This is a genomic window from Mediterraneibacter catenae, assembly GCF_008691045.1.
In the GTDB taxonomy this organism is placed as follows: domain Bacteria; phylum Bacillota; class Clostridia; order Lachnospirales; family Lachnospiraceae; genus Mediterraneibacter; species Mediterraneibacter ornithocaccae.
Genome location: NZ_VMSO01000021.1, coordinates 15,197 through 27,346 on the forward strand (window position 1 = coordinate 15,197; position 12,150 = coordinate 27,346).

13 protein-coding genes and 1 riboswitch are annotated in these 12,150 nt (G+C 49.7%); all 13 genes read right to left on the bottom strand.

Annotated elements, in window-relative coordinates:
• Nucleotides 1–4 precede the first annotated feature (4 nt).
• Nucleotides 5–778, bottom strand: a complete 774-nt coding sequence (gene cobM, locus FNY66_RS12695; protein ID WP_150311390.1) for a precorrin-4 C(11)-methyltransferase — start codon at nucleotides 776–778, stop codon at nucleotides 5–7.
• Entirely contained in the window at nucleotides 775–1,542 is a 768-nt protein-coding gene (cobI, locus tag FNY66_RS12700) for a precorrin-2 C(20)-methyltransferase (RefSeq protein ID WP_150311391.1), read from the bottom strand. The genes cobM and cobI overlap by 4 nt, the downstream gene beginning before the upstream one ends.
• Nucleotides 1,539–2,690 (bottom strand): cobalt-precorrin-5B (C(1))-methyltransferase CbiD, encoded by a 1,152-nt coding sequence (gene cbiD, locus FNY66_RS12705; RefSeq protein ID WP_150311392.1) that lies wholly within the window; start codon nucleotides 2,688–2,690, stop codon nucleotides 1,539–1,541. Before cbiD ends, cobI begins: the two co-directional genes overlap by 4 nt.
• Nucleotides 2,691–2,750: 60 nt before the next feature.
• Nucleotides 2,751–3,203, bottom strand: a complete 453-nt coding sequence (gene bcp, locus FNY66_RS12710) for a thioredoxin-dependent thiol peroxidase (RefSeq protein ID WP_087151744.1) — start codon at nucleotides 3,201–3,203, stop codon at nucleotides 2,751–2,753.
• Nucleotides 3,204–3,246: 43 nt separating this feature from the next.
• The gene (locus tag FNY66_RS12715) at nucleotides 3,247–4,017 is read right to left on the bottom strand and encodes a sirohydrochlorin cobaltochelatase (protein ID WP_150311393.1); all 771 of its coding nucleotides are present in this window, start codon (nucleotides 4,015–4,017) and stop codon (nucleotides 3,247–3,249) included.
• 103 nt (nucleotides 4,018–4,120) lie between these two features.
• Nucleotides 4,121–4,960 (bottom strand): energy-coupling factor ABC transporter ATP-binding protein, encoded by an 840-nt coding sequence (locus FNY66_RS12720; protein ID WP_087151759.1) that lies wholly within the window; start codon nucleotides 4,958–4,960, stop codon nucleotides 4,121–4,123.
• A gap of 102 nt (nucleotides 4,961–5,062) precedes the next feature.
• The gene (cbiQ, locus tag FNY66_RS12725) at nucleotides 5,063–5,827 is read right to left on the bottom strand and encodes a cobalt ECF transporter T component CbiQ (protein WP_150311394.1); all 765 of its coding nucleotides are present in this window, start codon (nucleotides 5,825–5,827) and stop codon (nucleotides 5,063–5,065) included.
• A complete protein-coding gene (locus FNY66_RS12730) occupies nucleotides 5,814–6,143 on the bottom strand; it encodes an energy-coupling factor ABC transporter substrate-binding protein (protein ID WP_150311395.1) in 330 nt (109 codons plus the stop codon). The genes cbiQ and FNY66_RS12730 overlap by 14 nt, the downstream gene beginning before the upstream one ends.
• A gap of 5 nt (nucleotides 6,144–6,148) precedes the next feature.
• Nucleotides 6,149–6,904, bottom strand: a complete 756-nt coding sequence (locus FNY66_RS12735; protein WP_150311396.1) for an energy-coupling factor ABC transporter permease — start codon at nucleotides 6,902–6,904, stop codon at nucleotides 6,149–6,151.
• A gap of 32 nt (nucleotides 6,905–6,936) precedes the next feature.
• Nucleotides 6,937–7,137, bottom strand: a riboswitch (cobalamin riboswitch).
• Between the two features lie 71 nt (nucleotides 7,138–7,208).
• The gene (locus FNY66_RS12740; RefSeq protein ID WP_087151739.1) at nucleotides 7,209–7,736 is read right to left on the bottom strand and encodes a cob(I)yrinic acid a,c-diamide adenosyltransferase; all 528 of its coding nucleotides are present in this window, start codon (nucleotides 7,734–7,736) and stop codon (nucleotides 7,209–7,211) included.
• Between the two features lie 186 nt (nucleotides 7,737–7,922).
• Nucleotides 7,923–9,056 (bottom strand): coiled-coil domain-containing protein, encoded by a 1,134-nt coding sequence (locus FNY66_RS12745; RefSeq protein WP_190324841.1) that lies wholly within the window; start codon nucleotides 9,054–9,056, stop codon nucleotides 7,923–7,925.
• A 347-nt stretch (nucleotides 9,057–9,403) separates the two neighbouring features.
• A complete protein-coding gene (locus tag FNY66_RS12750) occupies nucleotides 9,404–10,549 on the bottom strand; it encodes a coiled-coil domain-containing protein (protein WP_087151738.1) in 1,146 nt (381 codons plus the stop codon).
• A 98-nt stretch (nucleotides 10,550–10,647) separates the two neighbouring features.
• Complete coding sequence (locus FNY66_RS12755) at nucleotides 10,648–12,147, bottom strand: glutamate synthase subunit beta (RefSeq protein ID WP_087151737.1); 1,500 nt, start codon at nucleotides 12,145–12,147, stop codon at nucleotides 10,648–10,650.
• Between the last annotated feature and the right edge of the window lie 3 nt (nucleotides 12,148–12,150).

Consider the following 12,150-nt stretch of genomic DNA (forward strand, 5'->3'; position numbering starts at 1 on the left):
ACTGTTATTTCTCGCTCTGCACCGGTGCGGACGCTTCGCGGAATTCTGTCGTAAACGACGGATCATAGAGCTTTGAGCGGTCGTATTCGCTGCCCAGGATCCTTCCCACTACGATGAGCGCTGTCTTTGTCACATTTTCCTTTTCCGCAGTTTCCGCAAGTTTTTTTATCGTACAACGCATTACTTTCTCCTCAGGCCATGTCGCCTTGTAGACAATGGCTGCCGGTGTGTCCGCCGCGTAGCCTCCGCGGATCAGTTCCTCAGAAAGTTCTTTGAGCATCCCCGTACTCAGAAAGATCACCATCGTCGCCTGATGCGCGGCAAAGCTTCGGATCGATTCCCTGTCCGGAACCGGCGTACGTCCCGCCATTCTTGTGATCACTACGGACTGGGAGACGCCGGGGAGCGTGTATTCAGCTCCCAGAGCGGCTGCCGCCCCGCAGAACGAACTCACTCCCGGGCATACTTCATAGGGGATATTCTCTTTCTCCAGCTCATCCATCTGCTCCCGGATAGCTCCGTACAGACAGGGATCCCCTGTATGGAGACGGACAACTTTTTTCCCTGCCCGTTCCCCGGCAGTCATGACCTCCATCACTTCTTCCAGTGTCATCTTTGCACTGTTATAGATCTCACAGTTCTCTCTGCACATTGACAGAAGCCCCGGATTGACAAGTGATCCGGCGTAAACCACGATGTCGGCCTCTCTCAGGAGATTCTGCCCGCGCACCGTGATCAGATCTTCAGCTCCCGGTCCTGCTCCTACAAATGTGATCATCTTTCTCTTCCTCCTGTCTGCTTTTCTTTTACCACGAGCAGAGAATAATACCCCGCCTGTTCCGGGATCTCCTGTGCTCCGGAATAGATCTTCTCATTCTTCATCCCGCAGTTTTCCACCATCACCGCGTCAATTTCCTTCTCTCCCAGCAGACGCTTTACTTCGCCCATCTTTCTGCCCGCTTTCATGAGTACTTTCGTCCCCGGCAGATTCAGGCTTTCTTCAATGTCATAGGATGCCGGAAGCACATGGAGCTCCTGACGGTTCTCAACGAGCGGGATATCCATACGCGCCGCCGCCGCACAGAACGACGGAATGCCCGGTATGATCTGCGTAGTATACCCTGCGCGTTTCAGGCGCTTGTGTACATACATGCATGTAGAATATACTGTGGGATCCCCCAGAGTGAGAAAGACTACGTTTTTATCTTCATCCAGCAGTTTTGCGACCGCCGCCGCATCCTGGTCATGGATTGCTTTCAGTCTTTCCTTCTCTTTGATCATAGGCATCGGGAGATAGATCCTGTCCTTTTCTGTCGTCTCAGGCGATGCACCTGCCGCGATCTGATAAGCCACGCACCGCTCCAGATAAGCCGCATTTCTCCCGTCTTCGCTTCCTGCCTGCTCATACACCGGCGCCACCAGCGTACTGTCTGACACAGGTATGGCGATCACGCTGCACTCTTCTATCGCGCGGACCGCCTTTAATGTCATAAGCTCCGGATCTCCCGGGCCGACACCTGCTCCTGTAAATATTCCGCTCATTGCTGTCTCCTCTCTATTTTCTCTGACAATCGGGCTGCATTCTCTGTCTGCCCCAGTATCCCCTCTTCACTGGAAAATACAACCGCTCCGATCTCCAGCTCTTCTCCGGCTCTCTGTCTCAGGTAAAAGCTGATCCTTTCTGTCACCGTTTTCATCACATCCTGAAGCAGACCTTTTTTCTTCAATATCCGAACTGCTTCTGTCGTATTCAGACAGGCCATGACCGCTTTCACCGTGTCAGCGTCCGCTCCTGCCATGGCCGCGTGGGACGCGAATACTTCCATCCTGCAGTCTGCCTGTCTGGAGTGGGTATTCATGACTCCTGCGGCAAGCTTGATAAACTTCCCCACATGACCGATCAGAAGCAGCCCTTTCATCCCCAGCAGTCTGGCGTCATCGATTGTCTCTCCCACATAGTTACTGCACTTCACTGCAAGATCCGGGTCGATTCCCATACTCTCTGTCAGGAAATCAATGCCGTAATTTCCCGGAACGGCATAGCAGTATGCGCATCCGCTCTCGTGCAGCATCTTCATTTCCAGATAGATCGTATCTGTGAGGGCTTTCTCACTCATAGGTTCCACGATTCCTGATGTGCCGAGCACGGACAGTCCGCCCGTGATACCGAGTCTGGGATTAAATGTCTTCTTCGCCGTCTCTTCCCCGCCGGGAATTGAGATGAGCACCTTCACCCCTCCGCAGTATCCGTATTTTCTGCACACGCCTTCCACTTCTTCAGCTATCATCTTTCTTGGCACTTTGTTGATCGCCGCCTGACCGATCTTCTGTTCCAGGCCTGGCTTTGTCACCCGCCCGACTCCGGCGCCTCCGTCCAGTAAGATCTGATCTCCTCCGCACCGCTCCACTTTTGCGAAAACAAGCAGACCGTCCGTCACATCGGGATCATCGCCGCTGTATTTTCTCACCGCGCACTCGGTATATTCCGGCGTCTGCGTGACGCACTCCACATCCAGATACAGCTCGATCCCTTTCGGCGTCATAAGTCTTACCTGCCTTATCTCCTCTCCGGCAAAGAGCATCTGCGCCGCCGCCTTTGCTGCCGCCGCGGCGCAGCTCCCCGTTGTCCATCCGTAACGCAGACCGGATCTTGTCCTGCCGATTTCCCTGCTGACGATATCCTTATCCATGCCGAGATGTCTCCCTCTTTCTCTTTCTTGTCAGCGTCATTTACAAAAACGTGCTGCTTCCTATAATTCTCCCAGCATCTGCGCCGGATTATCTGCCGCCTTTACTTTCCCGAAAGCCTTGACGATCACGCCCTCCTCATCGATCAGATAAGTGGTCCGCACAACGCCCATTGTTTTCCTGCCGTACATATTCTTCTCTTTCCACACGTCATAATCCTGGATGCACGTAAGCTCCGTGTCTGAGAGCAGCGTGAACGGAAGTCCGTATTTTTCCTCAAATTTCTTATGCGAGGCCACGCTGTCTTTGCTCACTCCCAGTACGACCGCCCCCTTCTCCGCGAACTGCGGATACAGCTCTCCAAATCCGCACGCCTGCTTCGTACATCCCGGTGTATTGTCCTTCGGATAAAAATAGAGGATCACCTTTTTCCCTCTGTACTCCTCGAGTGTATGCATAGTTCCATTCTGATCCGGCAGTTCAAATGCCGGTGCTTTTGTTCCCGCTTCTAACATATTCGTCTCCTTTCCTGCGTCTGCGCTCTGTCAGTCCTGTTCTTTATTCCATCGTCTCTTCGATATGATCCAGAAAAATCCTGCGGATTCCGTCGAATTCACCAAGTCCTTTCATGATGATACGCACGTCATAACCTTCATCTTCAAGCTGGCTCTTCCATGAATCATCTTCTCCTGCCATGTCATTTTTTGCGTGGTCTCCCGCAACAAGCATGAACGGCATAAGAGCAACCTTTTTCTTCTCTGCGATCTCCAGTTTCGCCATCACGTTTTTCAGCTCCGGAAAACTCTCTACAGTTCCCACTAATACCTGATTGTATCCGAGTGCATGGAAAGTATATTCCAGCGTCGGGTATGCCGAGTTGGCATGATGGTCCGTGCCGTGCCCCATAAATACAAGCATCTCATCTTCGTCAAGCTCTGTCTCCGACATGACAGCGTGAATGGATTTCTTATAATCATCCACACTGCTCAGGAGAGGTTTCCCCACCCGTATCCGCTTAAACAGTGACATATTCTCCATCAGGTCTTCCATCATCCGGTCGTTCTCTATGCCGTTTATGATATGGGTCGGCTGAACGATCACATCCTCGATACCGTCGGCGGCCATGCGCTTTACCGCTTCCTTCACTGTATCAACTTCCATAACACCCGTGCGCTTCAGTTTGCGGATGATCATGCGGCTCGTAAACGCCCGGTACACACGACAGTCAACAAATTTTTCCGCGATTTCTCTTTCAATGACGTCGATCGTCTTCTCCATTGTATCGAGATGGCTCGTCCCGAAACTCACTACAAGAATTCCTTTCTTCATCTTCCATATTCCTTTCCTGTACACATTTTATATCTTTTCTATATAATTATCGGGCACATTTTCTGATGCTGTACTGTTTTTTAACAGCCGCATCGCTCAGACCTTACAGGATTTCTACAAGACCGTCCACATTTCTGGGCGGAACCGCTTCTCCTGATAACAGCCCCTTTTCCCTGAGGCGTTCATATATCCTAAGTACGGCAGGTACTTCCAGGCCTGCCTCAGTAAGCGCCGTCCGATCGGCGCACACCTCAGCAGGCGCCCCCTGTCGGATCACTTTTCCCTCTTGCATGAGGACAATCTCATCTGCCCAGGCATAAGCGTAGTCAATATCATGGGTAGCCATCAGTACGGTTATCCCCTTATCCGTCAGACCGTCAATGATCTCCTGTACTTTTTTCGTATGTTTCGGATCAAGCGCTGCCGCAGGCTCATCAAGAATCATCACTTCAGGATGCATTACAAGAATATCGGCGATAGCAACCTGTTTCTTCTGTCCGCCACTCAAAGCATGAGCGGGCCGGTCCTGAAACGGAGTGATTTCCAGTTCTTCTATCACACTTTCCACTTCTCTTCGTGCGGTGCTCTCATCCACCCCCAGATTTAATATCCCGAATGAAATTTCCTCATATACGCTGGCAGAAAAAAGCTGGTCGTCCGGTTCCTGAAACACAATTCCCACTTTACTTCTCACCGCCAGCAGGCCTTTTCTCGTATATTCGATCGGCTCACCCTCAATACATATCCTTCCATCTTCAGGTTTTCTTATCCCGTTCAGGCAGAGAAAGAAAGTAGACTTCCCCGAACCATTTCCGCCCATAAATGCAACTTTCGTTCCGCGGCGTATTCTAAGATTCAGGCCATCGAGTGCTCTCTTTGTATTCCCATCATAAGTGTAAGAGACATTCTGCGCCTCTATTACCCAATCTTCTTCTCGTTTCATCTCATTATACTCCATGTTTTTGCATTCATCCACATTAGCTCCCGCAGCCCGGAAACACCGGAACTCTCTGAGCACCATCGCCCAGGCAGCCGCACTGCAGGATCATAAACAGAACCACACTGCAATCAGAACCGCTTCGTACAGAACGATCATTACAACTTCCCCCACTCTCACCGGCTGTTCCCTGGACAGTACCTGTATGCGTCCGTCATAACATCTGGACTCCATAGCATCATAAAGCGCATTTGAGCGTTTCAACGACAGGATAAAAAGTGATGTCCCCAGTGCTCCGAACGATCGTACTCTTGTTTTGAAATCCCGGTTACCGAGACGGGACTGCTGCGAGATCATGATTGAGGACGCCGTCTCAAACAAGACAAAAATAAAACGATAGATCAGCAGCATCAATTCGATCAAAAGAGACGGCAGACGCAATTTCCTGCATGCCCCGAGTATATCTGTCATGACAGTATTGAGCGACAGAAAATACAGACAGGTCACAGCTGCAAGTGCTGTCGCACACAGCTTCCATCCCTGATATAACCCGTTCCGGCTTCCTGTGATATACCATTCTCCCACAGAAAATGCGAAGGCATCCAGAGGCATTTTTGATATATTTATCATGATCGCCGCAGTGCCCGCCGCCAGAAACGCAAGCGGGATTGTAAGCAGCTTTATATAGCGGAAAAGGGGGATCCCCCCCTTTCCTACTATCAGAATTCCATTTACAGTAAATACCAGTACAGCCACTTTTACTGATCGGCTTAAGATGCATAATACAAGAGTCAGCACGGCATACACAAGCTTCTCTGATGCATTTATATATCTTAATTTTGACTGGTAGCTCAGTTTGTCAATAAGGAGCATCTTCTTCTCCTGTCTTCTTCATCCATTTTCTTCGTTCAACAAAACGTCCCATGAAGAACGCGATCACTCCCACGCCTATACCGGTCTGTACACAGAAAAGCAGACTTTCCAGTTCTCCCGGAAGCTCTCCGCCCAGTGCTGTCTCAAGCACAGGTGTAAACCACGGTTCATATTCCCCATGTATTTCCTCGACCATCATGCTCCCTGCATCATCTGAGCCCCCAAACTCTGCTCCTCTTAAGGCCGCTACCGGTATAACAGCGATCAGGACAGCAAGGGCGAGCAGTATGATAACTGTTTTCGTGTTCTTTGACATAACGTTTACGCCTCCTTTTCCCTGCTTAAGAATCCGATACTCTTAAGCTCCGGTTTTGCATATGTCTCAAGTCCGATCATAATGACAACCGTAAGGATCCCCTCGATCACTGCCAGAGGAAGCTGCGTCGGCGCGAACACGCCGAGGAACTTCACTGCGGACGCCGCCACTCCGCCCGCTTCCGACGGGTAGGCCAGGGCAAGCTGTATACTTGTAACACAATATGTGAAAACATCTCCCATAAATGCCGCCAGAAAGACACCTGCTCTACGGTTGACTTTCATGGAACAGCATAATTTATATATTCCAAAAGAAATAAGTGGTCCTGCGATTGCCATGGAAAATGTATTTGCTCCCAGAGTGGTCAGCCCGCCATGTGCGAGCAGTACGGCCTGGAAGATAAGGACAATGATCCCCAGTACACTGACTGAGGCAGGTCCGAACAGGATCGCTCCGAGCCCCGTACCCGTCATATGGGAGCAGCTTCCTGTCACGGACGGAATCTTCAGTGATGAGATCACGAAAATAAATGCTCCTGACATGGCAATCAGCGTCATATTCCTTCTGTTTTCTTTTACTTTGTTCCTAAGTGAAATGAATCCTGCGATCAGAAACGGCAGGCAGACGACTCCCCATGCCACGCAGTAACCTGCCGGCAGGTAGCCTTCCATGATGTGCATCGCATTGGATGCAGGTGCGATCGCAAACATCGCAACAAATACGATGTAAGCACGCAGTAAGATTTTCTGTTTTTTTGGCATTTTTTCTCTCCTTTTGATCATATTCCCGTAATCCCCAGATCCATTTAAAAGCGAATATTCTGACTTAGGTATCATCGCATATGTCTCTGCCTTCCCGGAACATAAGTTCCAGTGACGTTTCTAATGAGACACCGCTCCTCCAATACAGCAACGGGTATTGTGCAGGATTCTCACCTGACTTCCTCGCAGCCTGCTCATCCGACAGCGCAGAGGCTGTCATATTTCTGTCTGAGACAGACTGTGTCTTTTAAATGTATGCCGGACCTGGTTTCACACGGCGCTGCCGGAAAATGCAGCCTCCCTGCTAGTACTCGATCCCTCGCCTTGCCCGGATTCCCCGGTCAAAGGGATGCTTTACCTTGCAGATCTCTGACACATAGTCTGCCAGCTCCACAAGCCTGTCATCCGGATTCCGCCCTGTCAGGACGACCTCCAGATCTTTTGGTTTTTCCCTCAGAAATGAAATCGCCGCTTCCGGTTCGATCAGTCCGTAATTGTACGCCGCCATGAACTCGTCCATAACAAGGACACCATAATCACCTGTGCCTGTTTTCTCCAGGATGTTGAGCCACAGACCGCCGTACAGCTGCCCGGCTTCCTCCTTCTCATATTCTGAGAGTGTACTGTAAAAACCGTATGATCTTTCCAGATGGATGACTTCGATCCCGGGAATTTCATCAAGAATCCTGAGTTCTCCGGAGTCCTCATTCTTAAGGAACCGTGTAAAAAGAACTTTGACTCCGCATCCCGCTGCCCGAACGGCAAGCCCGACGGCTGCCGATGTTTTTCCTTTTCCGTCTCCGCAGTATATGTGAATCAGTCCCTGGGTCATCTCGTTCTTCCTCTCTGTAAAGTCTTATTCATTTTAGCACAGAGGAGAATGTCTGACAAGACTTCCGCCCGAACTGTTATTGATCGGATGCCCGCCCGTGCAAGCACGGCGGTCGCCCTCCGGGCGTATCGTGCAAAAAAATCCTGCGGCAAAAGCCGCAGGACTTAATTTCCTAACTATATTCTTTTAGTAACGAACATAAATCATATTGCTTGCAACAGGTCCGATCGTCACCTGAGCTCCTGTGTGCGGGGCATGTATCATCTGTCCGTTTCCTATGTATATACCACAGTGAGTAGAGCTTGTACAAATGTCACCCGGCTGAGGATTGCTTACTCTTGTCCATCCCATAAAGGTGTATGTTGTACCAAGTCTTACATAACTTCCTGTCAGTGCGTAGCTCACAAGTCCGGAACAGTCAAATGTATTCGGTCCGACTGCACCCCACTCATACCAGCATCCGATCTTACTGCGGGCACGGTCAACAACCGCATTACCTGTTGACGGGCTGTAACTCGGCTCGCTAACTGACGAACTGTTATCGCTGCCACCACCGCTGTTATCAGAACCGCCGCCAGTGTTTGTCGTACCGCCGCTATTATTTTCGGACTGGGCAGCCTGCTGTTGCTGCTCTTCCAGCTGACGCTGTCTCTCTGCTTCAGCTTCCTGACGATCCTTTTCTTCCTGAACTTTTCTTGCAGCCTCCTGGATCATACTGTTCAGATCTGATACCTGATCCTGCTTCGTTGAGATCGTCGCATTCAGATCTTCCTGCTGCTGCTGATATTCCGCTTCGAGGTCCTGCAGATTAGTCATCTCTGTTTCAAGCTTATCCTGCAGGTCCTCAATTTCCTGTACTGTGTTGGCGTATTCCTTAAGCTGATTACGGTCATACTCGTGAACCTGCTGAGAATACTCTGCCTGTGTCAGTATGCTGGAAATATCACCGGAAGTCATGACCTTTTCCATCGTTGCAGTTCCGGTACCGGCCTCGTACATATATTTAATACGAAGCTTCATAGCCTCATACTGTTCATCCCTTTTCTCCTCTGCGGCCTTCAGATCCTCTTTTGCCTGGATGATCTCCTCACCTTTTGCGATCAGCTGATCCTCAAGATCTGCTGTCTTCTGCATGATCGTATCCAGCTGAGACTGAAGACTGTTGAGCTCATCCTCTGCCGCGTCTTTCTGATTCTGAAGGTCTTCCTGCTTATCCTGAAGACTTTTAAGCGTATCAGGTGCGGCAAATACCGGAGTGGCTGCCATTGAACAGGTAAGAACTGTAGCGATAATTGCGCTATGTACTCTTTTTAATCTCATTTCTTCACCTTTCCCTATTATATTATCTATGTCCCCACACATATGCATGATACAACAGAAAGAACAGTTTTTCAACATTATTTCTGAAAAATTACATTTATGCAGGGCATGTCATCCTCTGTATTTCAGTCTGTAATAGATTATAATAAATCCAAGCAGAAATTTCAATAGTTTTTTAACATTTTTGTAATATTTAATGTAACAGTTCAGCGATCTGATGGCAGGAGACGGATTTATGCTTGCATAAGAATCCGGCGACTGACAAACAGATGTGCAGAGGATTTCCTCCGGTACAAAAAATGATTCCGCAGCATCAGCTGCGGAATCCTCTTCTTTCCATATTCATATTAATAACGTACATATATCATGCCGCTATGGACTGAACTGACCTTGACAACATCACCTGTCTGCGGTGCATGGACCATCTGTCCGTTTCCTATGTATATACCACAGTGAGTCCAGGATGTACAGATATCTCCGGGCTGCGGGTCGCTCACCTGCGTCCACCCCATAAAATCATAAGTTGACCATGTATGTACATAGCTTCCTGTCAGCGCGTAGCTCACCAGTCCGGAACAATCGTAAGAATCCGGTCCTGCTGCTCCCCACGCATATGGCTTGCCGCGCTGGCTAAGCGCACGATCCACAATGCTGTTTCCTGTCACTTCATCATAATCCGAACCACCTGACGAACCGCCGTTATTGGAATTATCATTTCCGGTATCATTATTGTCACTGCTGTTATCGGAGCCGCCCGTGTTTCCTGTATTCCCTGTTCCACCGCCGGTTTCTTCAGTCTCATCTTCTGATTCTTCCGCTGCCGCCGCGGCCTGCTCCTGTCTTTGCTGTTCCTCGATTACCTTTCTCGCAGCCTCCTGAAGCATCCCGTCCAGATTAGAGATCTCGTCCTGCTTGGAGGTTATCGTTGTGTTCAGTTCCTCCTGCTGTGCCTGATATTCACCCTCAAGCTCTTCCAGATTCGCCATCTCCGTCTTAAGCGTACTCTGGAGATCTTCAATTTCCTGAACTGTCTGTGCATATTCCTGAAGCTGCTCACGGTCGTATTCATGTACTTTCTGGGAATACTCAGCCTGAGTCAGCATACTCGTGATATCTCCGGAGGAAAGTATCTTCTCTAAAGTAACAGCATCGCCGCCGGACTCATAAATATACTTAATCCGGAGCTTCATGGCATCATACTGATCCTGCCGCTTTTCCTCCGCCACGTCCAGATCATCCTCAGCCTGAGTGATCTCCTGTCCGGTCGTGATCAGCTTATCCTCGAGTTCTGCTGTTTTCGTCAGCAGCGTTTCCAACTGGGACTGAAGACTGCTCAGTTCGCTCTGCGCCTCCGACTTCTGTTCCTTCAATGAATCCTGCTCGTCCTGAAGACTCTCCAGAGAATCCTCCGGAGCCGCTAAGGCCGGAGTCACCGCCAGTGAACAGGTAAGCGTTGTTGCAATAAACACACCACGTACTCTTCTATAATTCATTCTGTCACCTTTCGTAAAAACTGCGTTAAGTATAATTCCTATACATAATATAGCAGAAACGTGGTTTTTTCAACAAATTTCAATAATAATTCACACAATTACTGTATATTCAGGTTCGTGTATCCCATCAGGCTTTCATCCACTTCCCTTGCAGCCTCGCGTCCTTCACGGATCGCCCACACAACGAGCGACTGTCCTCTGTGCATATCTCCCGCAGTAAAAACATGCTTTATATTTGTCGCATATTTTCCCGGTTCGGTTTTTACATTCGTGCGCTCGTTAACTTCGACGCCAAACGCTTTTGTAACATACTCCTCGCTTCCGAGAAAACCTGCCGCAATCAGAACGAGATCTGCATCTACTGTATACTCACTGCCGGGGATTTCGGCCATATACATCCTGCCGGTCTTCTCGTCTTTTTTGCTCTCCAGCTTTATAAGCACAGCCTTACAGAGTTTCCCTTTCTTATCCTTCACAAACTCTTTAACTGTAGTCTGATACACACGGGGATCATGACCGAACACCGCGATTGCCTCCTGCTGACCATAATCAGTCTTGCACACCCTCGGCCACTCCGGCCACGGATTCATCTCTGTTCTCTCATCCGGAGCTTTCGGCATCATTTCCAGCTGAAGTACAGACTTCGCTCCGTGGCGGATGGAAGTCCCCACGCAGTCATTACCCGTGTCACCTCCGCCGATAACGATAACATGTTTTCCTTTTGCGGAAATGTATGTGCCGTCTTTTAATTTCATATCATTTGCCCACAGCGCTTTTGTCGTAGACTTCAGGAAGTCAACCGCAAAATAAATACCATCGGCATCGCGCCCCGGAGCCTTGATGTCTCTCGGATGAGAAGCTCCGCAGGCAAGGACGATACGGTCAAACTCTTTTAAAAGCTGTACCGGTTTTACATCCTTTCCGGCATTGCAGTTCACTCGAAACTCAATCCCTTCTTCTTCCATGATCTTTAACTTCCTGTCAATATACTGCTTCTCCAGTTTCATGTTCGGGATACCGTAGCGCAGCAGTCCGCCCGGTTTATCCTCCCTCTCGAATACAGTAACAGAATGGCCTCTTCTGTTGAGAAGATCCGCCGCCGCCAGTCCGGACGGGCCGGAGCCGATGACAGCTACCTTTTTGCCGGTACGTACTTTCGGCGGATGGGCCTTTGCGTATCCCATCTCGTACGCGTTTTCAATGATGGCATACTCGTTGCTCTTCGATGCCACCGCCTCCTGATTAAGCCCGCATGTACACGCATTCTCGCAGAGTGCCGGACATACCCGCGATGTAAACTCCGGGAAGTTGTTCGTCTTTGCCAGGCGGTAATAGGCTTCTTCCCAGTTTCCATTGTAAATAAGGTCATTCCATTCCGGCACGAGGTTGTGCAGAGGACAGCCGCTTGCCATCCCCATCAGGTTCAGGCCCGACTGACAGAACGGCACACCGCACGCCATGCAGCGGGCTCCCTGCAGTTCCTGCTCTTCTTTCGGAAGCGGCGTGTGGAACTCATTAAAATGTCTGATTCTCTCAAGCGGCTGTTCCGCTGTCTTGTCTTTTCTTGCATAATCCATAAATCCTGTCGGTTTTCCCACTTT